Source organism: Nocardioides aquaticus, assembly GCF_018459925.1.
In the GTDB taxonomy this organism is placed as follows: domain Bacteria; phylum Actinomycetota; class Actinomycetes; order Propionibacteriales; family Nocardioidaceae; genus Nocardioides; species Nocardioides aquaticus.
The window spans coordinates 3,236,656-3,262,637 of the sequence record NZ_CP075371.1; the positions used below are offsets into that span (position 1 = coordinate 3,236,656).

Consider the following 25,982-nt stretch of genomic DNA (forward strand, 5'->3'; position numbering starts at 1 on the left):
CGCTCGGCCCCGTGACCGCGACCCCCCAGGCGCCCGAGCGGAGCCTCGGCACCCGCCTGCGCGACGCCACCCGCGACGGCGGCGCGATCGCAGCGGCGATCGTGATGATGAACGTCGCGACCTACGCCTTCCAGATGGTCGCGGCCCGGGTCCTGGGCCCCGAGCAGTACGGCGGGGTGTCGGCGCTGATGGCGCTCTTCCTCGTCGTGGCCGTCGTGCAGCTGGGCCTGCAGGCCACGGCCGCGCGGCGGATCGCCGCCGACCCCGACGACGTGGAGCAGATCGAGCGGGTGATGCTCAAGGTCACCTACCGCGCCGGGTGGCTGGTCGGCGCGGTCCTGCTGCTGCTGTCGCCGGTGGTCTGGCAGGTCCTGCGCCTCGACAGCATCGTGCCGGCCCTGCTGCTGGCCGCCGGCGCCGTCCCGCTGACGATCATGGGCGGCCAGGCCGGGGTCCTCCAGGGCGAGCGCCGCTGGGTGCCCCTCGCGCTGGTCTACCTCTCCCTCGGCGTCCCGCGGCTCGTGCTCGGCACGGCCGCCATCCTGATCCGTCCCACCGAGGGCGCGGCGATGGCCGGGGTCGCGGCGGCGATGGTCGTGCCGGTCGCGGTCGGGTGGTGGGCCCTGCGCGGCACCCGCAGCCCGGGTGCCGACAACGACCACAACCGGATCCGTCCGACGGTCCGCGAGGCTGTGTCGGGCTCGCTGGCCCTGATGGCGTTCTTCGTGCTGTCCAACGTCGACATCGTGATCGCGCGCAACGTGCTGCCGGCCCAGGAGGCCGGCCTGTACGCCGGCGGGCTGATCCTGACCAAGGCGGTGCTGTTCCTGCCGCAGTTCGTGGTCGTGGTCGCCTTCCCCGCCATGTCGACGGTGGCTGAGCGGCGGCGTGCGCTGCTGCGCAGCCTCGCCGCCGGCGTGGTGCTCGGTGGCGGCTGCGTGCTCGGCGCCCTCGTGCTGGCCGACCTCGCGACGTTCTTCGTCGGGGGGTCGGAGTACGCCGAGGTCAGTGGTCGGCTCTGGGCCTTCGCAGCCGTCGGCACCCTGCTGGCGCTGCTGCAGCTGCTGGTCTACTCGGTGCTGGCCCGGCAGGGCACCGCCTCGACGTACCTGACCTGGGGTGCCGCGGTCGTGCTGGTCGGCATCGCGCTGCTGCAGGACACCGTGAACGGGCTGCTGCTCACCGTCGCGGGCGTCGACGCCGTCCTGCTCGTCGTGCTGCTGGCGATGAGCCTGCGGCACATGAAGCACGACCAGGCCCCGGCCCCTGCTCCTTAGTGAGCGGCCTCGTGCCAGCTGCGACCCGTGCCGACGGACACGTCGAGCGGGACGGTCAGGTCGGCGGCGCCGCCCATCTCCCTGCGGACCAGGGCGTCGAGCTCGTCGGCCTCACCGGGGGCGACCTCGAAGACCAGCTCGTCGTGGACCTGCAGCAGCATCCGTGACGACAGCCCCGCCTCCCGCAGCGCCGCGTCGACGCGCAGCATCGCCAGCTTGATCAGGTCGGCCGCCGAGCCCTGGATCGGCGCGTTCAGCGCCATCCGCTCGGCCATCTCACGCCGCTGGCGGTTGTCGCTGGTGAGGTCGGGCAGGTAGCGGCGACGACCCCAGATGGTCTCGGTGAACCCGGTGCGCCGGGCCTCCTCGACCACGCCGCCGAGGTAGTCGCGGATCCCGCCGAAGGTCTCGAAGTACTCGTCCATCAGCTCCCGCGCCTCGCCCGGGTCGATCGAGAGCTGCTGGCCCAGGCCGTAGGCGGACAGCCCGTACGCCAGGCCGTAGTTCATCGCCTTGATCTTCGCCCGCATCTCCGAGGTGACCGCGTCCGCGTCGGTGTCGAAGACCCGAGCGGCGGTGATCGAGTGGAAGTCGCGGCCGGAGCGGAACGCCTCGATCAGCAGGGCGTCCTCGGAGAGGTGGGCCATGATCCGCATCTCGATCTGGCTGTAGTCGGCGGTGAGCAGGGACTCGTACCCCGGGCCCACCACGAAGCCCTCCCGGATCCGGCGGCCCTCCTCGGTGCGGACCGGGATGTTCTGCAGGTTCGGGTCGGTGCTCGACAACCGGCCGGTCGCGGCGATCGTCTGGTTGAACGTGGTGTGGATCCGCCCGTCGGGCGCCACGGTCTTGAGCAGGCCCTCGATGGTCTGGCGCAGTCGGATCACGTCGCGGTGGCGCAGCAGGTGCAGCAGGAACGGGTGCTCGGTCTTGACGTAGAGCTGCTGGAGGGCGTCGGCGTCGGTGGTGTATCCGGTCTTGGTGCGCTTGGTCTTCGGCATCGCCAGCTCGTCGAAGAGCACCACCTGCAGCTGCTTGGGCGAGCCGAGGTTGATCTCCTTGCCGATCACGGCGTACGCCTCCTCGGCCGCCTGCGTCACCTCGGCGCCGAAGTGGGACTCGAGCGACTCCAGGTGCTCGATGTCGACGGCGATCCCGGTCTGCTCGAGACCTGCGAGCAGGTCGACCAGCGGCAGCTCGACGTCGGCGAGCAGCTCGGTGCCGCCGTGCTCCTCGACGGCCGCGTCGAGCGCCTCGGCGAGGTCGAGCACGGCGCGGGCGTGCAGCATCGCGGTCTGCGCGACCTCCTGGTCCTCGTCGAACAGCATCCCCTGGTCGCCCGCGTCCTCGCCCTTCAGCTCGCGGCGCAGGTAGCGCAGGGTCAGGTCGGCGAGGTCGTAGGAGCGCTGGTCGGGTCGCACGACGTAGGCCGCGAGCGCGGTGTCGCTCTGCAGCCCGCGCAGGGTCCAGCCCTGCGCCGCCAGCGCCAGGCCCGGGCCCTTCGCGTCGTGGAGGACCTTGGGGCGTCCGGCGTCGGCCAGCCAGCCGGCCAGCGCGGCGTCGTCCTCGGGCGTGAGGGTCTCGGTCGAGACGTAGGCCGCGCGGCCGGTGCCGCTGGCCAGCGCGAGCGCGTCGACGCGCCCGGTGCCCGCGCCCCAGGCGCCGCGCACGTGCACCCCGACCGTGCCGGTCGGCAGGTCCGCGAGCCAGGCCGCGACCTCGCCCGCGCCGAGCACGTGACCGTCGAGGTCGAAGCCGGTGCCGTCGACGTCCTCCTCGGACTCCAGGGTCTCGAAGAGCCGGTCGCGCAGCACCCGGAACTCGAGGCCGTCGAAGAGGGTGTGCACCTCCTGCCGGTCCCACGGGCGCAGCGCGAGGTCACCCGGGGCCGCGGTCAGCTCCAGGTCGCGCACCAGGGCGTTGAGGCGCCGGTTGCGCAGCACGTCGTCGAGGTGCTCGCGCAGCGACTCCCCCTTCTTGCCGGTGATCTTGTCGGCGTGGGTGATCACGTTGTCGAGACCGTCGTAGGTCGCCAGCCACCGGGCGGCGAAGCCGGGCCCGACCCCGGGCACCCCGGACAGGTTGTCGGAGGTCTCCCCCACGATCGCGGCCAGCTCGGGGTAGCGCTCGGGCCGCACGCCGTACTTCGCCTCGACCGCCTCGGGCGTCATCCGCGCCAGGTCGGAGACGCCGCGCATCGGGTAGAGCACCGTGGAGCGCTCCGTGACCAGCTGCAGGGCGTCCCGGTCGCCGGTGAGGATCAGCACCTCCATGTCGTCCTCGGCCAGCGCCTGGGTGGTCAGCGTCGCGATGATGTCGTCGGCCTCGTAGCCGGGCTTCTTCACGTACGGGATCCGGAGCGCGTCGAGGACCTCCTCGATCAGCGGCAGCTGGCTGCTGAACTCGTCGGGGGTCTTGTTGCGCCCGGCCTTGTACTCGGCGTACTCCGCCGCCCGGAAGGTCTGCCGCGAGACGTCGAAGGCGACCCCGACGTGGGTGGGCTGCTCGTCGCGGAGCACGTTGATCAGCATCGAGGTGAAGCCGTAGACGGCGTTCGTGGTCTGCCCGGTGGTGGTGGAGAAGTTCTCCACCGGCAGCGCGAAGAACGCGCGGTAGGCCAACGAGTGGCCGTCGAGGAGCAGCAGTCGGGGACGCGGGGGGATCACGGAAGCAGCCTCGGGCACGGTCGCGACTCTAACCGCCGCCGGTGACACCGTCGCGGTGGGTGAGAATGACCGGCATGAGCCACGACGACGACGCGACGCCCGACCTCGACGCCTTCCTCGCAGCGATGCCGGCCGGCGCGCTGAACGAGAAGATGCACGTCGAGATCGTCGAGGTCAGCGCCGAGCGGGTCGTGGCCACGATGCCCGTGGAGGGCAACACCCAGCCGTACGGCCTGCTGCACGGCGGCGCGTCGGTGGTGCTGGCCGAGACCCTCGGCTCGGTGGGGGCCGCCCTGCACGCGTGGCCGGACAAGGTCGCCGTCGGTGTCGACATCAACGCCACGCACCACCGCGCCGCACGGGCCGGCACCGTGACCGGCGTCGCCACGCCGGTCCACCTCGGCCGCTCGATGGCCAGCTTCGAGGTCGTCATCAGCGACGAGCAGGGGCGGCGCGTGTGCACCTCGCGGATCACCTGCGCCCTGATCGACGCCCCGCCCGAGGCCGGCTGATCCTCAGCGGGTCGGCTCGCCCTCCGGCGAGGGCCGCTGCTCCTGGGCACGACGCAGGGACCGGCGCGCAGCCAGGACGCTGCCGATCGAGCGCGCGCCGGTGGCGGGATCGGTCCGCGGGCCCCCGACCCGGGAGCGCACCAGCGCCGTCGGCGCGGTCCGGTACGTCGCGCGCTGGCTGAACCCCAGCCGGGCCATGAAGCGGTTGGCCTCCCGGGAGCCGGCCTCGGCGGCCGTCGCGACGTGGCCGGCGTCGAGCTCCTCGGCGAAGACCACCGCCGCCTCCATCAGCGCCCTGCCCACCCCGTGGCGCCGCAGGTGGGGCAGCACCGTCGGGACCAGGACCTGCACGACCGGGTCGAGGTCCACCGGGGACAGCGTCGTCAGCCGCAGCAGCACCGCCCCGGCCGGCTCCCCCGCGTGCTCGGCCACCATGACCCGTTCCTCCTCGAGCCGCTCGGCCCGGGCCAGGACCGCCGCCACGTCGCGCAGGCGGTCGGCGTCCTCCCCCCGTCGCAACGAGGCGTGCCAGACCTCGGCGAGGAACGCGACGTCCTCGGGGGTCGCGTCGCGCAGCACCACCGCGCTGCGGGGCGTGCGGGCCACGGCCACTCCTCCTCGGGTCCACCGACGACCGGTCCGGGGTCGGACGGCCGGGCGCACACTACGCTCGGCGCGCGTCCGAGGGGTCACCGAGAAGGCGCATCGAGCAGGAGGAGGACCATGGTCCCGGGTCTGGGAACCCTCGTGAACGTCGTTACCGTCCTGGTGGGGGCGGGTCTCGGCCGCGTGCTCGGGGACCGGTTGCCGACGCGTACGCGGGACCTCGTCACCGACGCGCTCGGCCTGGTCACCCTGCTGATCGCGGGCACGTCGGCCGTCGCGGTCCTCGACCCCGCCCTCGCGGAGCGGGTGGGCGACAGCGCACCGATGCTCATCGTCCTGGGCGCGGTCGTCGGCGGCGGCATCATCGGCTCGGCGCTGCGGCTCGAGCTGCGCCTGGAGCAGCTCGGCGGCTGGCTGCAGCGACGCCTGACCCGCCGCGCCTCGGCCGACCGCGAACGGTTCGTCGAGGGGTTCGTCGTGGCCTCGCTGCTGTTCTGCACCGGCCCGCTGACCATCCTCGGCTCGCTGAACGACGGGCTGGGCAACGGCGCCGACCAGCTCTACCTCAAGGCGGTGCTCGACGGGTTCGCCGCGATGGCCTTCGCGGCCTCCTTCGGCTGGGGCGTCGCGGCCAGCGTGGTGACCGTCGTGGTCGTCCAGGGCAGCCTGACCCTCCTCGGGGTCCTGCTCGGCGACGTCCTCCCGGCGGCCGAGCTGGCCGCCACGACCGCGGTCGGCGGGCTCGTCCTGGTGGGGGTCGCGCTGCGGCTGCTGCGGATCCGGGAGGTGGCGGTGGCCGACCTGCTGCCGGCCCTCCTGCTCGCCCCGCTGCTGGTCGCCGGGGTGGGCGCGCTGCGCTGACCGCGTGCACGCGATCGGCGTGAGGACGGTCACGACACGGGACTGTGGCCTTCTCGTGACCTCCGACCCGGGACCGCCGCACCCCGGAGGACGTACGCTCCGTGACGCCTCGCCGACCTGCGCGACCCGCTCGGGGGCTACGATCCGGCGACCACACCGCCGCCTGTGACAGGAGACACATGCCTCACGGCCCCGCTTCGCCGCGGCCCGCACCCGACCTCCGGGCCGGTCCACGCGCCGCTGCTCTGCTGCTGACCCTCGTCTCCGGGGTGCTGCTCGCCCTGCTCTCCGTGACCGCGCCCGCCTCGGCCTCCGGGAGCGGCGGTGAGGAGGAGAACAGCAACACCGTGTCGGGCACGCTCACCAACACCGCCACCGACGGCAGCCCCGTCGCCGGCGTCGAGATGATCGCGCGCAACGCCGCCGGTGAGGAGTTCACCGACACCACCGCCGACGACGGCAGCTGGTCCATCGAGGTGCCCGGCGAGGGCGGGATGGTCGAGATCGAGCTGAACGTCGACACGTTGCCCGAGGGCGTCGAGCTGCGCCAGGAGGACAACGTCCGCGACCTGAACCTGCTGCCGGGCCAGAGCCTGCCGGTGCTGTTCGCGATCGGCCCGGACGACCGCGACGTCGAGACCGCCTGGGACCGCGTCCCCGGCCTGGTCTACAGCGGGCTGCTGTTCGGCCTCGTCCTCGCGCCGGCCGCCCTCGGACTCTCGATGGTCTTCGGCACCACGGGCCTGACGAACTTCGCCCACGGCGAGCTGGTCACCTTCGGGGCCCTGATCACCTACCTGTCCAACTCCGTGCTCGGGATGCCGTTCGTGCTCTCGGCCGTGGTCGCGGTGGTCGTCGGGATGGCCTTCGGCTGGGCGCAGGACGCCGGGCTGTGGCGCCCGCTGCGCCGCCGTGGGACCGGCCTGATCGCGATGATGATCGTCTCGATCGGCCTGCAGTTCTTCCTGCGCAACATGTACCAGTACTTCACCCAGGGCCGGCTCCTGAACTACGACGAGTACCTCACCCCGGCCGGCCGGGACGTGGGCGGCTTCTTCGTCTTCACCAGCCGTGACCTGATCATCGCCGTCACCAGCATCGTGGTGCTCGCGGCGGTGCTGCTCGCCCTCTCCTACTCCCGGCTCGGCCGGGCCACGCGGGCCGTCTCCGACAACCCCGCGCTGGCCTCCGCCACCGGCATCGACGTCGACCGCGTCATCTCGGTCGTCTGGATCCTCGGCAGCGGACTGGCCGCCCTGGCCGGTGTCTTCCTGGGCTTCCAGCTCGGCGTCACCTTCCAGATCGGCCAGCTGATCCTGCTGCTGCTCTTCGCCGCCGTCACCCTCGGCGGCCTCGGCTCGATCTGGGGTGCGGTCATCGGAGCCCTGCTCATCGGCATCCTGATCGACGTCTCCACCCTGGTGGTGCCGGCGGACCTGAAGAACGCCGGCGCCCTCCTGCTACTCATCGTCATCCTCCTGGTCCGTCCCCAAGGCCTGCTCGGCCGCCGGGAACGGGTCGGCTGAGGCCGGAGAGGACACCGACATGGACCTGATCATCAGCCCCCTCCACGACGCCTTCACCCCGACCGCGATCTCCTTCGTGCTGGCCGCGATCGGCCTCAACATCCACTTCGGCTACGCCGGGCTGCTCAACTTCGGTCAAGCCGCCTTCGCCGCGGTCGGCGCCTACGGCATGGGGGTGGCCATCGCCTCCTTCGACCTGCCCCTCGTGGTCGCGATCCTCATCGGACTGATCGCCGCCGCCCTGCTGGCGCTCGTGATGGGCGCCCCGACCCTGCGGCTCCGAGCCGACTACCTGGCCATCGTCACCATCGCGGTGGCCGAGATCCTGCGACTGATGTTCTCCACCACGTTCAAGGAGTACTTCCGCGCCCGCGACGGCGTCAGCGGCTTCACCGGCAGCTTCCGCGACCTGAACCCCCTCCCCGAGGGGATGGGCAGCTTCCTCAGCTTCAGCCGCAACGACCTGTGGGTGATGATGGTCGGGTGGCCGCTCGTCGCCCTCATCCTGCTGTTCGTCTGGGCGATCATGCGCTCGCCCTGGGGCCGCGTGGTGAAGTCGATCCGCGAGGACGAGGACGCCGTGCGCTCGCTGGGCAAGAACGTCTACAGCTACAAGATGCAGGCGCTGATCCTCGGCGGCCTGATCGGAGCGGTGGGCGGGTTCGTCGGAGCGCAGGGTCTGGCCTCCGTACAGCCGGACTCCTACAACCTCGACTTCACCTTCATCGCCTTCACCATGCTGATCCTCGGCGGCGCGGCACGGGTGATGTCGCCGGTGGCCGGCGCGGTGATCTTCTGGGCGCTGCTGTCCTTCCTGGGCGAGCTGCTGAGCGAGCTCTCCAGCGGTGACAACCCGATCATCCCGCCCCAATTCATGACGCCCGACCAGGTCGGCAACATCCGCTTCGCGTTCGTGGGCCTGGCCCTGATGCTGCTGATGATCTTCCGTCCGCAAGGCCTGTTCGGCGACAAGAAGGAGATCGCGCTCGATGCCCGCTGACATGGACAAGACCGACGCCTCGGTCGGCGCACGCGCCGGCCTGCAGGGCCTGGCGACCGAGCCCGGGGTCAAGAAGCCCGACCCGATCCTGGTGGCCACCAACGTGAGCCGCAGCTTCGGCGGCCTCAAGGCCGTCGACGTCGACCACCTGGAGGTCCAGCGCGGCGTCATCACCGCGCTGATCGGGCCCAACGGTGCCGGCAAGACCACCTTCTTCAACCTGCTGACCGGGTTCGACGAGGCCGACTCGGGCGACCGCGCCTTCAACGGCAAGTCCCTGAACCGGGTCTCGGCCTCCAAGGTCGCCCGGATGGGCATGGTCCGCACCTTCCAGCTGACCAAGGTGCTCTCCAAGCTGACCGTGCTGGAGAACATGCGACTGGGGGCCACCGGGCAGAAGGGCGAGAAGTTCTGGGCCGGCCCGTTCGCCTTCCTGTGGCGCAAGGAGGAGGAGGCCAACAGCGACCGTGCGCGGGACCTGCTGCGCCGCTTCAAGCTCGACGCCAAGGAGGACGACTTCGCCGGCTCGCTCTCCGGCGGACAGCGCAAGCTGCTCGAGATGGCGCGGGCGCTGATGGTGCGCCCCGAGCTGGTGATGCTCGACGAGCCGATGGCCGGGGTCAACCCCGCGCTGAAGCAGTCGCTGCTGGGCCACGTGAAGTCGCTGCGCGAGGACGGCATGACCGTGCTCTTCGTCGAGCACGACATGGACATGGTCCGCGACATCTCCGACTGGGTCGTGGTGATGGCCCAGGGGCGCATCATCGCCGAGGGCCCGCCCGACTCGATCATGTCCGACCAGCGCGTCATCGACGCCTACCTCGGCGCCCACCACGACACCGACATCACCGAGCTCGACAAGGCCGTCGTCGAGGCGGAGATCGCCGCCGAGATCGACACCCTGCACAAGGAGAAGTGATGAGCGAGGCCAGCAACGCCGATCCCGCTGCCGACAAGCACAACCAGGACGCGCGTGACACGCACCTGCGAGCCGCCGACGGCGCCGTGCTGCGCGCCGACAACCTGATCGCGGGCTACCTGCCCGGGGTCAACATCCTCAACGGCGCCGACCTCTACTGCCAGCCCGGGGAGCTGGTCGGCATCATCGGCCCCAACGGCGCCGGCAAGTCGACCTTCCTCAAGGCGCTCTTCGGCCTGGTCAAGATCCACACCGGCACCGTCACCCTGCGTGGTGACGACGTCACCAACCAGCGCGCCGACACCCTGGTCACCAAGGGCATCGGCTTCGTGCCGCAGAGCAACAACGTCTTCCCCAGCCTGACCATCGCCGAGAACCTGCAGATGGGCTGCTACCAGGCACCGAAGAAGTTCACCGAGCGCTTCGACTTCGTCACCGGCATCTTCCCGGCCCTGGCCTCGCGCAAGAACCAGCGCGCGGGCTCGCTGTCCGGCGGCGAGCGTCAGATGGTGGCGATGGGACGCGCGCTGATGATGGAGCCGTCGGTGCTCCTCCTCGACGAGCCGTCGGCCGGCCTCTCCCCCGCGATGCAGGACGAGGTCTTCGTGCAGACCCGGGAGATCAACAAGGCCGGCGTCTCGGTCGTCATGGTCGAGCAGAACGCCGCCCGCTGCCTGCAGATCTGCGACCGCGGCTACGTGCTCGACCAGGGCCGCAACGCCTACACCGCCACCGGTCGCGAGCTGGCCACCGACCCCAAGGTCATCGAGCTCTACCTCGGCACGCTCGCCAAGAAGGCCTGAGCACCACTCGCCCCCAGGTGCGTCCTCTCAGCGGCGCGGACCCCACCGGGTCCGCGCCGCTGCGACGTTGTCGGCCAGCGCGAAGAGGTGCGCCCAGCTCCCGGCGTCGAGCTCGTCCCGGTCCCTGACGTGGGCCAGGAACCACCCACCGACGTACTCCGCGTCGCCCCCGTGGTCCCGGTCGGTCAGCAGGGCGACGACACGGTCGGAGAACAGCACCGTGGCGCGCTCGTCCGTCCGCAGGCCGCCCGCGCGCAACGAGCAGGGCCGCCCCTGCAGCAGGTCCGGCCCGCGCCGCTCCTCGGCGAACGCCGGGCCGTGACGCCCGCACCGGAAGGTCAGGTCCGGGAGGTCGAGGTCCAGGCGGACCGCGAGGTAGCGGAGCCGGACCGCGTTGGGCACGGTCCCGGTGCTGCCGCCGTGGTAGGTGGCGCTCTCGGCGCTGGCCCCGCCCACCGACCAGGTCACCCTGTTCCAGGCCGTCGCGTGCACGTCGGGGCGGAGCGCGCCCGGCAGGTCGCTGGCCGGGCCCCTCGGGTCGTGGTCGAGGCCGTTGGCGTGCGCGAAGGCCGCGAGCCGGGCCGTACGGCCGTCGCCGCGGCGGTCCTGGAGCCGCGCGAGCAGACCGACCAGCAGACCGATGAGCGCGCCGCAGCCGGTCATGACCAGACCGAGCGCGACGTCGCCGTCGCCACCGAGCACCCCCAGCAGGGTCGTGACCGCCCCCACGACGACGAGCAGCCCCCCGACCATGCCACCGGCCAGGGTGCTCCCCCGGGGGCCGGGGGCCCGTCCCGCCTCCTGAGGGTCTCGCGAGGCAGGTCGCGACCTGAGGGGCTGGTAGTCGATGGCGGCGTCCGGCACGAGCGTCAGCCTAGGGCGCCGGGATCGTCATCTCGGCTGTCCGCGAGCGTCATCTCGGCGGAGCACGAAGGCCCCGGGTGCGCGGTGCGCGCCCGGGGCCTCGTCTGGTGCTGTCGTTCAGGTGGTGCTGTCGTTCAGGTGGTGCTGGTGGAGCGGTGGTGCTGGGTCAGCTGTTCTGGCCGACGCCCGCACGGATGAGCTCGGGCACGATCTTCTTCGTCTCGTCGAAGGCGATCAGCACGATGGCGTCGGGGTCCTCCGAGGCCAGGGACTGCACCTCGGCGTTGAAGTTCGGCGCCTCGGGGCTGTAGGTCTGGTAGGAGACCACGGTGCCGCCGGCCTGCTCGTAGAAGTCGCGCACGTTCTCCGCGAGCGCCTCGCCGTAGGAGTCCTGGCGGGCCAGGATGGCGATGTTCTGCTTGCCGTCCGCGATCAGGGTCGAGGCCATGACCTGGCCCTGCAGCACGTCGGACGGCGCGGTGCGGAAGTACAGCCCCGCGTCGTCGTAGGTGTCGAACTCCGTGGAGGTGTTCGCCGGGGAGATCTGGGCGACGCCCGCCCCGGTGATGCGGTCGATGACGCTGAGCGAGACCGAGGACGAGGCCGCACCGACGATCACGTCGGCGCCGCCGCGCAGCAGCTTGTCGGTCTCGGACGGGGCGATGAGCGGGGTGCCGTCACCGGAGTCGGCGGAGACCGACTCGACGTCCTTGCCGTTCACGCCGCCGGCCGCGTTGATCTCCTCGACGGCCAGGTCGACGCCCGCGATCTCCGGGGGGCCGAGGAAGGCGAGGTCACCACTCTGCGGGAGCAGGGTGCCGACGGTCAGCGTGCCGTCACCGGCGGGGATGTTGCCGCTGATCTCCTGGCCGGCGGCGACGTTGTCGACGTCGGGGATCTCACCGGTGATGTACTCGACCGGGGCGTAGGTGTTGTCGCTGCCGTACTCGAAGATCCCGATCGTCGCGGCGGACGGGCTGCCGGTGGAGTTCAGGTCGATCGGGCCGGAGACGCCGTCGTAGTCGATGTCGGTGCCGTCGGCGAGGAGGTCGAAGCACTGCTGGATCTCGGTGCACACCTCGCCCTCGGTGGTGACGTTCTGCAGCTCGGAGCCGATGGCCTTGCCCGAGTCGGCGCCGGCGGCGGTGGCCGCGAGGGCCGCGATGACGGTGGCGTCGTAGGACTCGGCGCCGTAGGTGAAGTCCTTGAGCTGGGGGTCCACGCCCAGGAGGCGCTCGCGGAAGTCGTCGTTGAGCTCGGAGCCCGGGTAGGTCGCCTTGACACCGTCGAGCGTGCCCGGGTCGAAGTCCTCCGAGTAGTCGGCGGTGTTGCCGTCGACGAAGTAGAGCTGGGTCCCCGAGGCCTCCTCGGCGGCGCCGGAGCTCTCGCTCGAGCCCTCGGAGGGGCTGGAGCCCTCGTCGGAGGAGGTGTCGCTGCCGCACGCGCTGAGCGTGAGCCCCGCGACGGCGAGCACCGCGATCACGGTACGACGGATGGGGATGGGGCGGGTCATGGGACCTCCATGGGTACAGGCCGGGCCCGGACTCGGTCCCGGGCCGCTGCGACGTGATCGGAACTGTAGTGGCGGGAGGCCGTGCGTCCAGGGGCCTGAGACCCGGTTGACCCAGACGTGCCTCAATTGTGACCCGTCAGGGTGAGGGGAGACCGTGTTAAGACCCGCGAGACCGGTCCGTGACCGCAGGACGTCCCGTCGGCAGGACAGGCTGACGTCAGGACTGCGCGAGCCCCGGGCCGTGGGACACGACGCCCTCGGCGACCTCGCGCATCGACAGGCGGAGGTCCATGGCGGTCTTCTGGATCCACCGGAACGCGTCCGGCTCGGCCAGGCCGAGCTGCTGCTGGAGGATCCCCTTGGCCCGCTCGACCGCCTTGCGGGTCTCCAGCCGGTCGCTGAGGTCGGCGACCTCGTGCTCCAGCGCCGACAGCTCGGCGTACCTGCTGACGGCCATCTCGATGGCCGGCACGAGGTCGGACTGCGAGAACGGCTTGACGAGGTAGGCCATGGCGCCGGCGTCGCGGGCCCGGTCGACGAGGTCGCGCTGCGAGAAGGCCGTCAGGATGACGACGGGGGCGATCCGGGCCGCGGCGATCCGCTCGGCCGCGGCGATGCCGTCCAGGACCGGCATCTTGACGTCGAGGATGACCAGGTCCGGGCGCAGCTGCTCGGCCAGCTCGACCGCGCGGGCCCCGTCCCCGGCCTCGCCGACGACCTCGTAGCCCTCCTCGGAGAGCATCTCGGCGAGGTCCATCCGGATCAGGGTCTCGTCCTCGGCCACGACGACGCGTCGGGCGGGCGGGCTGACGGCGTCGGGAGCGGACGGCTGGTCGGTCACGGGCCGAGGGTAGCGGGCGCCCGCGCCGGGGAGGTCGGCTAGGGTCTCCGCCGGCGGCCCCGGTATCCCAACGGCAGAGGAAGCGGTCTCAAACACCGTCCAGTGTGGGTTCGAGTCCCACCCGGGGCACGGTCGCCCGTCCCGTTCGACCACCAGGCCGCACCACCACTGCCGGCCGGGGACGGGGCTAGGACTGGCGGTAGGCCGGGGCCATCTCGTGGATCGCGTCGCCCATCCGGTGGATGCGCAGCGCGTTGGTCGAGCCCGGGATACCCGGGGGGCTCCCGGCGACGATGACGACCAGGTCGCCCTCGGCGACGCGACCGATCCGCAGCAGCTGCTCGTCGACCTGGCGCACCATCTCGTCGGTGTCCTGGACCTCGGAGGTCTTGAACGTCTCGGTCCCCCAGGACAGGGCCAGCTGGGAGCGCACGCGAGCCTCGGGGGTGAAGGCCAGCAGCGGCATGCTGCTGCGCAGCCGGGAGAAGCGGCGCGCGGAGTCCCCGCTCTGCGTGAAGGCCACCACGAGCTTGGCCTCGACCCGCTGCGCGACCTCCTCGGCCGCCTTGGCGATGACACCGCCCCGGGTGTGGGGGTCCCAGACCACCTCGCGGATCCCGCTGAGCTCGGCGCGCTCGTGGGCCCGTCGCTCGGTGGCCGTCACGATCCGCGCCATCGTCTCGACCACGTGCACGGGGTGCTCCCCCACGCTGGTCTCACCGGACAGCATCACGGCGTCGGCCCCGTCGAGCACGGCGTTGGCCACGTCGCTGGCCTCGGCGCGGGTGGGCGAGGGGCTGGTGATCATCGACTCGAGCATCTGCGTGGCCACGATCACCGGCTTGGCGTTGATCCGGGCCTTCTCGATGACCTGCTTCTGCAGGAACGGCACGTCCTCGAGCGGGCACTCCACGCCGAGGTCCCCGCGCGCGACCATGAAGCCGTCGAAGGCGGTGACGATGTCGTCGAGGTTCTCGATGGCCTGGGGCTTCTCGATCTTGGCGATCACCGGCAGCCAGATGCCCTCCTCGTCCATCACCGCGCGGACGTCGTCGACGTCCGCGCCGTCGCGGACGAAGGACAGGGCGATGAAGTCGACGCCGAGGTGCAGCGCGAAGCGCAGGTCCTCCACGTCCTTCTCCGACAGCGCCGGCACCGAGACCGCGACCCCGGGCAGGTTGATGCCCTTGTGGTTGCTCACCGGCCCGCCGGTCAGCACGTCGCAGTGCACGTCCTGGCCCTCGACGGAGGTGACCCGCAGGCGCACCTTGCCGTCGTCGATCAGGATCGGGTCGCCCTCGGCCACGTCGCCGGGCAGCCCGGCGTACGTCGTCGAGGCGATCTCGGTGTCGCCCGGGACGTCGCGGGTGGTGATCGTCCACTGCTGGCCGCGACGGAGCACGACCGGACCGTCGGCGACCTTGCCGAGCCGGATCTTCGGGCCCTGCAGGTCGGCCAGGATGGCCACGCCGTGACCGCTGGCGTCGGAGGCCGCCCGCACGTGGCGGTAGGCCTCCTGGTGGTCGGCGTGGGTGCCGTGGCTCATGTTCAGCCGCGCGACGTCCATGCCGGCGTAGACCAGCTCACGGATCCTCCGCTCGCTGCTCGTCGCCGGACCCAGGGTGCACACGATCTTGGCTCTCCGCACACCACCGAGCATAGCGCGTTTGAACGTTCCAACACCCTCGGCGACCCGACGGCCGTCTCAGACGGTCAGGGGACGCTCCGTGGGCTTGATCGGCGACGGCAGCGTGGTCGAGCCCGTCAGGTGGGTGTCGACGGCGGCCGCGGCGGCCCGGCCCTCGGCGATCGCCCACACGATCAGGGACTGGCCGCGCCCGGCGTCGCCGGCCACGAAGACGCCGGGGACCGACGAGGCGTACGTGTCGTCGCGCGCCACGTTGCCCCGCTCGTCGAGCTCGACCTCGAGCTCCTCCACCAGGCCGGGCTTCTCGGGCCCCGTGAAGCCCATCGCGAAGAGCACCAGCTGGGCCGGGAGCTCGCGCTCGGTGCCCTCGATCTCCTGCGGCCGACCGTCCTTGAACTCGACGTCGACCAGCAGCAGGGCGCGCACGCGGCCGTCCTCGTCGCCGAGGAACGCCTTGGTGCTCACGCCGTAGACGCGCTCGCCGGCCTCCTCGTGGGCCGAGGACACCCGGAAGGTCATCGGGTAGGTCGGCCACGGCTGGCCCGCGGGGCGCGAGCCCGGGGCTCCGGCATGATCTCCAGCTGCGTGATCGAGGCGGCGCCCTGGCGGGTGGAGGTGCCCAGGCAGTCCGCGCCGGTGTCGCCGCCGCCGATGATCACCACGTCGAGGCCCTCGGCCGTGACCTGGTCCTCGACCGGGTGACCCAGCGCGGCCCGGTTGGCCTGCGGCAGGAAGTCCATCGCCTGGTGCAGGCCGTCGAGCTCCCGGCCCTCGGTCTGCAGGTCGCGCGGGACGGTCGAGCCCATCGCGAGCACCACGGCGTCGTAGCGGTCGCGCAGGCTCTCCACGGAGAGGTCGCGGCCGACCTCGACGCCGGTCCGGAAGACCGTGCCCTCGCGGCGCATCTGGTCCAGGCGCCGGTCGAGGTGCTTCTTCTCCATCTTGAACTCGGGGATGCCGTAGCGCATCAGGCCGCCGACCTCGTCGGCGCGCTCGAGGACGACCACGGTGTGACCGGCGCGCGTCAGCTGCTGCGCGGCGGCCAGGCCCGCGGGCCCGGACCCGACGACCGCGACGGTGCGGCCCGAGAGCCACTCCGGCGGCTGCGGCCGCACCAGGTTGGACTCCCACGCCCGGTCGATGATGGAGACCTCGACGTTCTTGATCGTCACCGGGTCCTGGTTGATGCCGAGCACGCAGGAGGTCTCGCACGGCGCGGGACACAACCGGCCGGTGAACTCCGGGAAGTTGTTCGTGGCGTGCAGCCTCTCGATCGCCCCCGCCCAGTCGTCGCGCCAGACCAGGTCGTTCCACTCGGGGATGAGGTTGCCCAGCGGGCAGCCCTGGTGGCAGAACGGGATGCCGCAGTCCATGCAGCGCCCGGCCTGGGGGCTGATGATCGGCAGCAGCGCCCGGCCGACCCCGTCGGGGTAGACCTCGTTCCAGTCGTGGACGCGCTCCTCGACCGGTCGGCGCTCCGCGCCCTCGCGGCCGGTCTTCAAGAATCCCTTGGGGTCACCCATGGTGCGTCATCCCCTCCATGCTCGGGCGGCGGACGCCGCGGTCGGCTGACAGGTGCCGGTGGAGCCGCTCAGCCATGGAGCGCCTCCATCATCTTGGTCGCCGTCTCCTTCTCGTCGAGCCCGTCGGCCTCGGCCTTCGCCTTGGCCTCGAGCACGATCCGGTAGTCGCGCGGCATGATCTCGGTGAAGCGGGTCAGCGAGGTCTCCCAGTCGGCGAGCAGGGCCTCGGCCACCGTCGACCCGGTCTCCTCGTGGTGGGTGCGCACGAGCCACTCGAGCTCCTTGGCCGCCTCCTCGGTCACCGGGCCGAGCTCGACGAGCTCCTTGTTGACCCGGTGGTCGGCGAGGTCGAGCACCCAGGCCACGCCGCCGGACATGCCGGCGGCGACGTTGCGCCCGGTCGGCCCGAGCACGGCCACGCGGCCGCCCGTCATGTACTCGCAGGCGTGGTCGCCGACGCCCTCGGTGACCGCCCACGCGCCGGAGTTGCGCACGCAGAACCGCTCCCCCACGCCGCCGCGGACGAAGATCTCGCCCGACGTGGCGCCGTAGCCGATGACGTTGCCGGCGATGATCTGCTCGTTCGCCTCGAAGACCGCCGTGCGCTCGGGGCGCACCGCGATCCGGCCGCCGGAGAGGCCCTTGCCGACGTAGTCGTTGGCGTCGCCCTCCAGGCGCAGGGTCATCCCCGAGGGCACGAACGCGCCGAACGACTGCCCGGCCGACCCGGTGAAGGTGAGGTCGATGGTGCCGGCGGGCAGCCCGTCCCCGCCGTACTTCTTGGTGACCTCGTGACCCAGGATCGTGCCGACCGTGCGGTGCACGTTGCGGATCGTCACCTGGGCGCGCACCGGCTCGCCCCGCTCGAGCGCGTCCTGCGCCAGCGGGAGCAGCTCGGTGACGTCGAGGGAGCGGTCCAGGCCGTGGTCCTGCGGCTGGGTGCGGCGCCGGTCCTGGTCCTCGAACGAGCCCAGGCCCGGGTCGTGCAGGACCGGGGCCAGGTCCAGCCCGGCCGCCTTCCAGTGGTGCACGGCCTGGTCGACGTCGAGCGAGCCGACCTGGCCGACGGCCTCGTCGAGGGTGCGGAACCCGAGCTCGGCGAGCAGCTCGCGGACCTCCTCGGCGATGTAGGTGAAGAAGTTGACGATGTACTCGGCCTTGCCGGAGAAGCGCTCGCGCAGCACGGGGTTCTGCGTGGCGACGCCCACCGGGCAGGTGTCGAGGTGGCAGACCCGCATCAGGATGCAGCCCGAGACCACCAACGGCGCCGTGGCGAACCCGTACTCCTCCGCCCCCAGCAGGGCGGCGACGACGACGTCGCGACCGGTCTTGAGCTGGCCGTCGGTCTGGACCACGATCCGGTCACGCAGGCCGTTGAGCAGCAGGGTCTGCTGGGTCTCGGCGAGGCCGAGCTCCCAGGGACCGCCGGCGTGCTTGAGGGAGGTCAGCGGCGCCGCGCCCGTACCGCCGTCGTGGCCGGAGATGAGCACCACGTCGGCGTGGGCCTTCGAGACGCCGGCCGCGACCGTGCCGACCCCGACCTCGGCGACGAGCTTGACGTGCACCCGGGCCGAGGGGTTGGCGTTCTTCAGGTCGTGGATCAGCTGGGCGAGGTCCTCGATCGAGTAGATGTCGTGGTGCGGGGGCGGGCTGATCAGGCCGACGCCCGGGGTGGAGTACCGGGTCTTGGCCACCCACGGGTAGACCTTGTTGCCGGGCAGCTGGCCGCCCTCGCCCGGCTTGGCGCCCTGGGCCATCTTGATCTGGATGTCGTCGGCGTTGGTGAGGTACTCCGAGGTCACCCCGAAGCGGCCGGAGGCCACCTGCTTGATGGAGCTGCGGCGCTCGGGGTCGTAGAGGCGCTCGGCGTCCTCGCCGCCCTCGCCGGTGTTGGACTTGCCGCCGAGGCGGTTCATCGCGATCGCCAGCGTCTCGTGCGCCTCGCCGCTGATCGAGCCGTAGGACATCGCGCCGGTGGAGAAGCGCTTCACGATGGCCTCGACGGGCTCGACCTCGTCGAGCGGCACGGGGGTGCGGCCGGTGGCCGCGGCGTCCTTGAAGCGGAACATCCCGCGCAGGGTCATCAGCCGCTCGGCCTGCTCGTCGACGCGGGCGGTGTACTGCTTGAACACGTCGTAGCGCCCGGTGCGGGTCGCGTGCTGGAGGCGGAAGACCGTCTCGGGGTCGAACAGGTGCGGCTCGCCCTCGCGGCGCCACTGGTACTCGCCGCCGATCTCGAGCTCGCGGTGCGCCGGGGCGATCCCGCCGCGCGGGTAGGCCGAGGCGTGCCGGGCCGCGACCTCGTCGGCGATGGTGTCGAGCCCGATGCCGCCGAGCTTGGAGGTGGTGCCGGTGAAGTAGCGGTCGACGACCTCCTGCGAGAGCCCGAGCGCCTCGAAGATCTGGGCGCCGGTGTAGGAGGCCACCGTGGAGACGCCCATCTTCGACATCACCTTCAGCACGCCCTTGCCGAGCGCCTTGACCAGGTTCTTCACCGCGGTCTCGGGGTCGGCCTGGACGTAGTAGCCCTCGCGGGCGAGGTCCTCGACGGACTCCATCGCCAGGTACGGGTTCACCGCCGCGGCGCCGTAGCCGACCAGCAGCGCCACGTGGTGCACCTCGCGCACGTCGCCGGCCTCGACGACCATGCCGACCTGGGTCCGGGTCTTCTCGCGCACCAGGTGGTGGTGCACGGCGGCCGTGAGCAGCAGGGACGGGATCGGGGCCATCTCCGCGGTGGAGTGACGGTCCGACAGCACGATCACGCGGGCGCCCTCCGCGATCGCCGCGCTGACCTCGGCGCAGATCTCCTCGATCCGCGCGGCCATCGCCTCGCCGCCGCCCTCGACGGCGTAGAGCCCGCGGGCGACGTGGGTGGTGAAGCCGGGCATGTCGCCGTCACGGTTGATGTGGCGGATCTTGGCCAGCTCGTCGTTGTCGATGACCGGGAACGGCAGCACGACCTGGCGGCAGGACGCCGCCTGCGGCTGGAGCAGGTTCGACTCGGGGCCGATGGAGCCGTTCAGCGAGGTGACGAGCTCCTCGCGGATGGCGTCCAGCGGCGGGTTGGTGACCTGGGCGAAGAGCTGGCTGAAGTAGTCGAAGACCAGCCGTGGCTTGGCCGAGATGGCCGCGACCGGGGTGTCGGTGCCCATCGACCCGATCGGCTCGGCGCCGGTGTTGGCCATCGGGGTCAGCAGCACCCGCAGCTGCTCCTCGGTGTAGCCGAACACCTGCTGGCGCCGGGTGACCGAGGCGTGGGTGTGCACGATGTGCTCGCGCTCGGTGACGTCCTTGAGGTGGATCAGGCCGGCGTGCAGCCACTCCCCGTACGGGTGCTCGGCGGCGAGGCCGTGCTTGATCTCCTCGTCCTCGATGATCCGGTGCTCGTCGGTGTCGACGAGGAACATCCGCCCGGGCTGCAGGCGGCCCTTGCGCACGATCGTGGCGGGGTCGAGGTCGAGCACGCCGACCTCGGAGGCCAGCACGACCAGGCCGTCGTCGGTGACCCAGTAGCGCGAGGGGCGCAGGCCGTTGCGGTCGAGGGTGGCGCCGATCTGGGTGCCGTCGGTGAACACCACGCAGGCCGGGCCGTCCCAGGGCTCCATCATCGTGGAGTGGAACTCGTAGAAGTCCCGCTGGTCCTGCGACATCTCGGCGTGGTTCTCCCACGCCTCCGGGATCATCATCAGCACCGCGTGGGGCAGCGAGCGCCCACCCATGTGCAGCAGCTCGAGGACCTCGTCGAAGGAGGCGGAGTCGGACGCCCCGGGCGTGCAGATCGGGAAGATCCGGTCCAGCTCGCCGGGGATGAGGTCCGAGCGCAGCAGCGCCTCTCGGGCCCGCATCCAGTTGCGGTTGCCCATCACGGTGTTGATCTCGCCGTTGTGGGCGATGAACCGGAAGGGGTGCGACAGCGGCCACGAGGGGAACGTGTTGGTGGAGAAGCGCGAGTGCACGACCGCCAGGGCCGAGGCGACGCGCTCGTCGACCAGGTCGGGGTAGAAGTTGTCGAGCTGGTCGGTGGTGAGCATCCCCTTGTAGGCCAGGGTGCGCGCCGACAGCGAGGGGAAGTAGACGTCGGTCTCGTGCTCGACGCGCTTGCGCAGCACGAAGGCCAGCCGCTCGAGCGCCATCCCGGTGACCCGGGTGCCGGCGCCGGCGAGGAAGACCTGGCGGAAGGTCGGCATGACCCCGCGCGCGGTGCTGCCGAGGATCTCGGGGTCGATCGGCACGTCGCGCCAGCCGAGGACCGCGAGGCCCTCCTCGGCGGCGATCTCCTCGACGCGGGCCACGGTGGCCGCCACCTGCGCGTCGTCGCCGGGCAGGAAGGCGGTGCCCACGGCGTACGCCGAGGTCGGCGGCAGCTCGAAGCCCAGTCGCGCGGTCTCCTCGCGCAGGAACGCGTCGGGCACCTGCATCAGGATGCCCGCGCCGTCCCCGGAGTTCGGCTCGGCGCCGGCTGCGCCACGGTGGTCGAGGTTGCGCAGCGCGGTGAGGGCCTTGGCCACGATGTCGTGGCTGGCCTCACCGGTCAGGGTGGCGACGAACGCGACCCCGCAGGCGTCGTGCTCCCGCGTCGGGTCGTAGAGCCCCTGGGGCGGCGGGAAGGCGTGCGAGTAGGTCACCGGAATGACTCCCGTCGTCGTGCGAGTCCTCATGACGTCGGCCGCGGAGGGCCGGGACGCACGGGACGACCTTGGCCCACGCGGCTATGCCAGGAAGATTACCACCGGGTTTCACGACCCCCGGTGGCGGCGACGCCTGTTGGGACCGGACCCGTCGCCGGGACCCTCGGTCTCGGCCACCTCGGACGGCTCGCCGGGCTGCTCCTCCGGCTGCGCGACCTCGTCGTGCTCGGGCCCGCGACCCTCGTCGTAGACCGACTCCTCACGCCCGGGGTGGCGCCGGCCGGCCCACACGAAGTACGCCGTGGCCGCGACCAGCAGCACCAGCGAGGTCCACACGTTCAGCCGCAGCCCGAGGACGTCGTTCAGCTCGACGTCGTCGATGCGCAGGTTCTCGATCCAGGCGCGGCCCAGGGTGTAGGTCATCACGTAGAGCGCCAGCACCCGGCCGTGGCCGAGGCGGAAGCGGCGGTCGGCCCAGATCACCACGGCGAAGGCGGCGAGGTTCCAGAGGAACTCGTAGAGGAAGGTCGGGTGGAACAGCGTCTCCGGCGTGAGGCCGAGGGTCTCGGCGGCGCCGGAGGGCCAGTACGAGGGGTCGATCTCCAGGCCCCAGGGCAGCGTGGTGGGGCTGCCGTACAGCTCCTGGTTGAACCAGTTGCCCCACCGTCCGATCGCCTGGGCGACCAGGACCCCGGGGGCCATCGCGTCGAGGACCGGCAGCAGCCTGATCCCGCGACGCCGGGCGCCGATCACGACGCCGACGGCGCCGAGGGCGATCGCACCCCAGATCCCGAGCCCGCCCTGCCACACGTAGAGCGCCGCCCACGGGTCGCCGCCCTCGCCGAAGTAGCGGCCGGAGTCGGTGATGACGTGGTAGAGCCGGCCGCCGACCAGACCGAAGGGGACCGCCCAGACGGCGAGGTCCGAGATCTCCCCCGCCCGGCCGCCGCGGGCGACCCAGCGGCGCTCGGCGATCCAGATCGCGGCGACGATGCCGAGGATGATGCACAGCGCGTAGCCGCGCAGCGGCAGCGGGCCGAGGTACCAGGTGCCCTGGTCGGGGCTGGGGATGGCCAGCAGGGTGAGGCTCACGCGGGGCTCCTGGTCGGGCGGGTCCGGCCGGGGCCGGTGGGCGGTCCTAGCTGTTCAGCAGGGTGTGGATGTCCGCGGCGTACTCGGTCGCGGTGGTGTCCTGGGTCCACAGCACGGGGACCTCGTCGGTCCCGTCGATGCCGAGCACCTGCGTGGAGTGGGTCACCTCGTAGCCGCCGCTGGGCAGCCGGTCCTCCTCGGTGAACCCGACCGCCATCGAGGAGGCCACCTGCTCGATGGTGCCGAGGTCGCCGGTCAGGCCCTCGAAGGAGGGGTCGAGCCGGTCGAGGTAGCTGCGGATCACGCCCTCGTTGTCGCGGGCGGGGTCGGTGGTGACGTAGACCATCTGGACGTCCTCGCGGTCCGCGTCGTCGAGCTGCTGCACCGCCGAGGCCAGCTGGGCCATCACCACCCCGCAGATGTCGGGGCACTGGGTGTAGCCGAAGAAGACCAGCGTCAGGCGGGCGTCGGTGTCGTCGACCAGCGAGAAGCTGCTGCCGTCGGTGGCCGTCAGCGGGGCCGGGTCCACCTGGTACGGGTTGTCGAGCACCGTGCCGGCGAAGGCGTCGTCCCCGGAGGCCGGGCCCCCGCAGGCCGAGACGACCAGCGCCAGCGACGCCAGGGCCCCGGCCAGGGTGGTGCGCCGGGCGCGGCCTGTCCTGCTCCCGCGCTCAGCCACGACGCACCCCGTCGGCGAGGTCCTCGGTCAGCGCGCGCAGCGCGGCCAGGCCGGCCGTCCGGTCGTCGGCGTGGTCGAGCAGGGTGCGCACGAACGCGGAGCCCACGATGACGCCGTCGGCGTAGGCCGCCACCGACGCGGCCTGGTCACCGCTGCCGACGCCGAGGCCGACGCCCACGGGCAGGTCGCTGACCGCGCGGGTGCGGGCCACGAGCGGACCGGCGAGGTCGCTGGTGGTGGTCCGGGCGCCGGTCACGCCCATCACCGCGGTGGCGTAGACGAATCCCCGGCAGGCGGCCGTGGTCATGGCGATCCGCTCGTCGGTGGAGGACGGGGCGACCAGGAAGATCTTGTCGAGGTCGCGGGCGTCGGCCGCCGCGATCCACTCGGGGGCGAAGTCGGGGGTGAGGTCGGGCGTGATCAGGCCCGCTCCCCCGGCGTCGGCGAGGTCCTGGGCGAACCGGTCGACGCCGTAGCGCTCGACGGGGTTCCAGTAGGTCATCACCACGGTCGGGACCCCGGTCGCGGCCACCGCCTCAACGGTGCGCAGGACGTCGCTGGTGCGGGTGCCCTGCTCGAGCGCGACCTGGGCGGCCGCCTGGATCGTGGGGCCGTCCATCACCGGGTCGGAGTAGGGCAGCCCGACCTCGATGACGTCGCAGCCGGCGTCGACCATCACCTGCAGCGCCTCGATCCCGCCGGCCACGTCGGGGAAGCCGGCCGGCAGGTAGCCGACCAGGGCCGAGCGGCCCTCGGCGCGGGCGGTGGCGAACGCGGTGGCCACGCCGGTCGTGGTCGTGGCGCTCACAGCTGCTCCCCCGCGCCGCTGCCCTCGCCCTGGGCGACGTCGACCCCGCCGCCGGCGTCGGTGCGACCCACGGGCTCCTCGGTGACCCGGTCGGGGTCGCCGAGGCCGAAGTACTCGATGGCGGTGCCCATGTCCTTGTCACCGCGCCCCGACAGGTTGATCAGCACCGTCGCCTCGGGGCCCTTCTCGGCCGCGAGCCTCTCGGCGACCCGCAGGGCACCGGCCACGGCGTGCGCGGTCTCGATCGCGGGGATGATGCCCTCGGTGCGGCTGAGCAGCGCCATGGCGTCCATCGCCTCGGCGTCGGTGACCGGCACGTAGGTGGCCCGGCCGATGGCCGACAGGTGCGCGTGCTGCGGCCCGACGCCGGGGTAGTCCAGCCCGGCCGAGATCGAGTGCGACTCGACGGTCTGGCCGTCGTCGTCCTGCAGGACGTAGGTGCGGGCGCCGTGCAGCACCCCGCGCGCCCCGGCGTGGATGGTCGCGGCGTGCCGGGGGGTGTCGACGCCCTCGCCCCCGGGCTCAAAGCCGTAGATCGCGACGTCCTCGTCGTCGAGGAAGGCCGTGAACAGGCCGATCGCGTTCGAGCCGCCGCCGACGCAGGCCGCGATCGCGTCGGGCAGCACGCCGTACCGCTCGAGGCACTGCGCCCGGGCCTCGTCGCCGATGCCCCGGGTGAAGTCGCGGACCATGGTCGGGAACGGGTGCGGCCCCGCGGCGGTGCCGAAGAGGTACGCGGTGTGGTCGACGCTGGCGACCCAGTCGCGCATGGCCTCGTTGATGGCGTCCTTCAGGGTGGCGCTGCCGGACTCGACCGGCACGACCGAGGCGCCGAGGAGGTGCATCCGGGCCACGTTGAGCGCCTGGCGTCGGGTGTCGACGGCGCCCATGTAGACGGTGCAGTCGAGCCCGAAGTACGCCGCGGCCGTGGCGCTGGCCACGCCGTGCTGGCCGGCCCCGGTCTCGGCGATGACCCGCTTCTTGCCCATCCGCCTGGTCAGCATCGCCTGGCCGAGGACGTTGCGGATCTTGTGGGCGCCGGTGTGGTTCAGGTCCTCGCGCTTGAGCAGGACCCGGCAGCCGACCCGGGCCGAGAGCCGCTCGGCCTCGTAGAGCGGGCTGGGCATCCCGGCGTAGTCGCGCAGGACGGCCTGGAACTCGGCGACGAACGCCGGGTCGGCCATCGCCTCACGGCGGGCCTCGTCGAGCTCGTCGAGCGCCGCGACCAGGGCCTCGGGCATGAACCGCCCGCCCCAGCCGGTCTCGGACCCCCCGAACCAGCCGAGCCCGTCGGCGTCCCAGCGGGTGGCGGCGCCCGGGACGGCGTCGGCGGGGACGGCGTCGGCGGGGACGGCGTCGGCGGGGACGGCGGCGGCGGGGACGGCGGGGTGCTCGGTGGTGGTCATGCGTCTGCTCCTGTGCGGGCGGGGAGGAGACCGGTCATCGCGGCGACGGTCTCGCGGGGGGCGCCACCGCGGACGAGGGCCTCGCCCACGAGCACGGCGCGGGCGCCCAGGTCGGTGTAGCGCTGGACGTCGTCGGGCCCGGTGACGCCGGACTCGGCGACCAGCACGCGGTCGGCGGGCAGCTGGGTCACGAGTCGACCGAAGGCGTCGGGGTCGACCTCGAGGGTCTTCAGGTTGCGGGCGTTGACCCCGATCAGCTCGGCGTCGAGGGCGAGGGCCCGCTCGGCCTCGGCCTCGTCGTGCACCTCGACCAGGACGGTCAGTCCGAGGCCGCGGGCACGGTCGTGGAGGCGGGACAGGGTGTCGTCGTCGAGCGCGGCCACGATCAGCAGCGCCAGGTCGGCGCCGGCGGCGCGGGCCTCGACGAGCTGGTAGTCGGTGACGATGAAGTCCTTGCGCAGCAGCGGGGTGTCCACCGCGGCGCGCACGGCGCGCAGGTCGGCCAGGCTGCCCCCGAAGCGGCGCTCCTCGGTGAGGACGCTGATCGCGGCGGCGCCGCCGGCGGCGTACTGCGCGGCCAGGGCGGCCGGGTCCGGGATGTCGGCGAGGTCGCCCTTGCTCGGGCTGCGGCGCTTCACCTCGGCGATCACGCTCGACCCGGTCGAGCGCAGGTGCGGCATCGGGTCCCGCGGGCCGGGGGCGTCGGCCGCGGCGGCCTCGACCTCGCGCAGCGGCAGGGCGGCCTCACGCCGGTCGAGGTCGAGCCGGACGCCGGCGACGATGTCGTCGAGGACGGTCATGTCGGGC

The 25,982-nt window shown here is 72.3% G+C and carries 19 protein-coding genes, 1 tRNA gene and 1 pseudogene; 8 read left to right on the forward strand and 13 right to left on the reverse strand.

Annotated features, from left to right (window positions below):
- Positions 1-11 precede the first annotated feature (11 nt).
- On the forward strand, positions 12-1,277 hold the full coding sequence (locus ENKNEFLB_RS15645; protein WP_246535586.1) for a lipopolysaccharide biosynthesis protein: 1,266 nt from the start codon (positions 12-14) through the stop codon (positions 1,275-1,277).
- Here the strand turns inward: ENKNEFLB_RS15645 and polA are convergent.
- Positions 1,274-3,943 carry a DNA polymerase I gene (gene polA / locus ENKNEFLB_RS15650; RefSeq protein ID WP_246535587.1) on the reverse strand — a complete coding sequence of 890 codons (2,670 nt, stop codon included), beginning with the start codon at positions 3,941-3,943 and terminating at the stop codon, positions 1,274-1,276. The genes ENKNEFLB_RS15645 and polA overlap by 4 nt on opposite strands.
- 65 nt (positions 3,944-4,008) lie before the next feature.
- Between polA and ENKNEFLB_RS15655 the strand changes: the two genes are divergently transcribed.
- Complete coding sequence (locus ENKNEFLB_RS15655) at positions 4,009-4,455, forward strand: hotdog fold thioesterase (RefSeq protein WP_420830510.1); 447 nt, start codon at positions 4,009-4,011, stop codon at positions 4,453-4,455.
- Between the two features lie 3 nt (positions 4,456-4,458).
- On the opposite strand, the gene ENKNEFLB_RS15660 is transcribed toward ENKNEFLB_RS15655, so the two are convergent.
- A complete protein-coding gene (locus ENKNEFLB_RS15660) occupies positions 4,459-5,061 on the reverse strand; it encodes a GNAT family N-acetyltransferase (RefSeq protein ID WP_214056249.1) in 603 nt (200 codons plus the stop codon).
- Between the two features lie 141 nt (positions 5,062-5,202).
- Between ENKNEFLB_RS15660 and ENKNEFLB_RS15665 the strand changes: the two genes are divergently transcribed.
- From ENKNEFLB_RS15665 to ENKNEFLB_RS15685, 5 genes are all read left to right on the forward strand, one after another.
- The gene (locus ENKNEFLB_RS15665) at positions 5,203-5,922 is read left to right on the forward strand and encodes a DUF554 family protein (RefSeq protein ID WP_246535588.1); all 720 of its coding nucleotides are present in this window, start codon (positions 5,203-5,205) and stop codon (positions 5,920-5,922) included.
- A gap of 179 nt (positions 5,923-6,101) precedes the next feature.
- Positions 6,102-7,448, forward strand: coding sequence for a branched-chain amino acid ABC transporter permease (locus ENKNEFLB_RS15670; RefSeq protein WP_214056251.1), 1,347 nt, complete (start codon positions 6,102-6,104; stop codon positions 7,446-7,448).
- Between the two features lie 19 nt (positions 7,449-7,467).
- Positions 7,468-8,448 carry a branched-chain amino acid ABC transporter permease gene (locus ENKNEFLB_RS15675; protein WP_214056252.1) on the forward strand — a complete coding sequence of 327 codons (981 nt, stop codon included), beginning with the start codon at positions 7,468-7,470 and terminating at the stop codon, positions 8,446-8,448.
- On the forward strand, positions 8,438-9,367 hold the full coding sequence (locus ENKNEFLB_RS15680; RefSeq protein ID WP_214056253.1) for an ABC transporter ATP-binding protein: 930 nt from the start codon (positions 8,438-8,440) through the stop codon (positions 9,365-9,367). Before ENKNEFLB_RS15675 ends, ENKNEFLB_RS15680 begins: the two co-directional genes overlap by 11 nt.
- Positions 9,367-10,170, forward strand: a complete 804-nt coding sequence (locus ENKNEFLB_RS15685; protein WP_214056254.1) for an ABC transporter ATP-binding protein — start codon at positions 9,367-9,369, stop codon at positions 10,168-10,170. The genes ENKNEFLB_RS15680 and ENKNEFLB_RS15685 overlap by 1 nt, the downstream gene beginning before the upstream one ends.
- A gap of 27 nt (positions 10,171-10,197) precedes the next feature.
- Here ENKNEFLB_RS15685 and ENKNEFLB_RS15690 read toward each other — a convergent pair whose 3' ends face one another.
- The 3 genes from ENKNEFLB_RS15690 to ENKNEFLB_RS15700 form a co-directional block, all read right to left on the reverse strand.
- Positions 10,198-10,923, reverse strand: a complete 726-nt coding sequence (locus ENKNEFLB_RS15690; RefSeq protein ID WP_214056255.1) for an immunoglobulin domain-containing protein — start codon at positions 10,921-10,923, stop codon at positions 10,198-10,200.
- 277 nt (positions 10,924-11,200) lie between these two features.
- The gene (locus tag ENKNEFLB_RS22675; protein WP_246535589.1) at positions 11,201-12,547 is read right to left on the reverse strand and encodes an ABC transporter substrate-binding protein; all 1,347 of its coding nucleotides are present in this window, start codon (positions 12,545-12,547) and stop codon (positions 11,201-11,203) included.
- A gap of 217 nt (positions 12,548-12,764) precedes the next feature.
- On the reverse strand, positions 12,765-13,388 hold the full coding sequence (locus tag ENKNEFLB_RS15700) for an ANTAR domain-containing response regulator (protein ID WP_275955898.1): 624 nt from the start codon (positions 13,386-13,388) through the stop codon (positions 12,765-12,767).
- Between the two features lie 56 nt (positions 13,389-13,444).
- Between ENKNEFLB_RS15700 and ENKNEFLB_RS15705 the strand changes: the two genes are divergently transcribed.
- Positions 13,445-13,517: transfer RNA gene (locus ENKNEFLB_RS15705), tRNA-Leu, on the forward strand.
- A gap of 58 nt (positions 13,518-13,575) precedes the next feature.
- Here the strand turns inward: ENKNEFLB_RS15705 and pyk are convergent.
- From pyk to trpC, 8 genes and pseudogenes are all read right to left on the reverse strand, one after another.
- Positions 13,576-15,036: a pyruvate kinase gene (pyk, locus tag ENKNEFLB_RS15710; RefSeq protein WP_214056256.1), complete on the reverse strand. Its 1,461-nt coding sequence runs from the start codon at positions 15,034-15,036 to the stop codon at positions 13,576-13,578.
- Positions 15,037-15,093: 57 nt separating this feature from the next.
- Positions 15,094-16,559: pseudogene (locus tag ENKNEFLB_RS15715) on the reverse strand (glutamate synthase subunit beta).
- A 68-nt stretch (positions 16,560-16,627) separates the two neighbouring features.
- Positions 16,628-21,220: a glutamate synthase large subunit gene (gene gltB / locus ENKNEFLB_RS15720; protein WP_214056257.1), complete on the reverse strand. Its 4,593-nt coding sequence runs from the start codon at positions 21,218-21,220 to the stop codon at positions 16,628-16,630.
- A 78-nt stretch (positions 21,221-21,298) separates the two neighbouring features.
- Positions 21,299-22,282 carry a prolipoprotein diacylglyceryl transferase gene (lgt, locus tag ENKNEFLB_RS15725; protein WP_214056258.1) on the reverse strand — a complete coding sequence of 328 codons (984 nt, stop codon included), beginning with the start codon at positions 22,280-22,282 and terminating at the stop codon, positions 21,299-21,301.
- A gap of 46 nt (positions 22,283-22,328) precedes the next feature.
- Complete coding sequence (locus tag ENKNEFLB_RS15730; protein ID WP_214056259.1) at positions 22,329-22,961, reverse strand: SCO family protein; 633 nt, start codon at positions 22,959-22,961, stop codon at positions 22,329-22,331.
- Positions 22,954-23,769: a tryptophan synthase subunit alpha gene (trpA, locus tag ENKNEFLB_RS15735; RefSeq protein WP_214056260.1), complete on the reverse strand. Its 816-nt coding sequence runs from the start codon at positions 23,767-23,769 to the stop codon at positions 22,954-22,956. The genes ENKNEFLB_RS15730 and trpA overlap by 8 nt, the downstream gene beginning before the upstream one ends.
- Positions 23,766-25,175, reverse strand: coding sequence for a tryptophan synthase subunit beta (gene trpB / locus ENKNEFLB_RS15740; RefSeq protein WP_214056261.1), 1,410 nt, complete (start codon positions 25,173-25,175; stop codon positions 23,766-23,768). The genes trpA and trpB overlap by 4 nt, the downstream gene beginning before the upstream one ends.
- Positions 25,172-25,975, reverse strand: coding sequence for an indole-3-glycerol phosphate synthase TrpC (trpC, locus tag ENKNEFLB_RS15745; protein WP_214056262.1), 804 nt, complete (start codon positions 25,973-25,975; stop codon positions 25,172-25,174). Before trpC ends, trpB begins: the two co-directional genes overlap by 4 nt.
- Positions 25,976-25,982: the final 7 nt, after the last annotated feature.

Bases quoted from the DNA above. Each gene is read 5' to 3' on its own strand.
- ENKNEFLB_RS15655 (WP_420830510.1), top strand. From the start codon at position 4,009: ATGACCGGCATGAGCCACGACGACGACGCGACGCCCGACCTCGACGCC.
- ENKNEFLB_RS15670 (WP_214056251.1), top strand. From the start codon at position 6,102: ATGCCTCACGGCCCCGCTTCGCCGCGGCCCGCACCCGACCTCCGGGCC.
- ENKNEFLB_RS15675 (WP_214056252.1), top strand. From the start codon at position 7,468: ATGGACCTGATCATCAGCCCCCTCCACGACGCCTTCACCCCGACCGCG.
- ENKNEFLB_RS15680 (WP_214056253.1), top strand. From the start codon at position 8,438: ATGCCCGCTGACATGGACAAGACCGACGCCTCGGTCGGCGCACGCGCC.
- ENKNEFLB_RS15685 (WP_214056254.1), top strand. From the start codon at position 9,367: ATGAGCGAGGCCAGCAACGCCGATCCCGCTGCCGACAAGCACAACCAG.
- ENKNEFLB_RS15690 (WP_214056255.1), bottom strand. From the start codon at position 10,923: ATGGTCGGGGGGCTGCTCGTCGTCGTGGGGGCGGTCACGACCCTGCTG.
- ENKNEFLB_RS22675 (WP_246535589.1), bottom strand. From the start codon at position 12,547: ATGACCCGCCCCATCCCCATCCGTCGTACCGTGATCGCGGTGCTCGCC.
- gltB (WP_214056257.1), bottom strand. From the start codon at position 21,220: ATGAGGACTCGCACGACGACGGGAGTCATTCCGGTGACCTACTCGCAC.
- trpB (WP_214056261.1), bottom strand. From the start codon at position 25,175: ATGACCACCACCGAGCACCCCGCCGTCCCCGCCGCCGCCGTCCCCGCC.
- trpC (WP_214056262.1), bottom strand. From the start codon at position 25,975: ATGACCGTCCTCGACGACATCGTCGCCGGCGTCCGGCTCGACCTCGAC.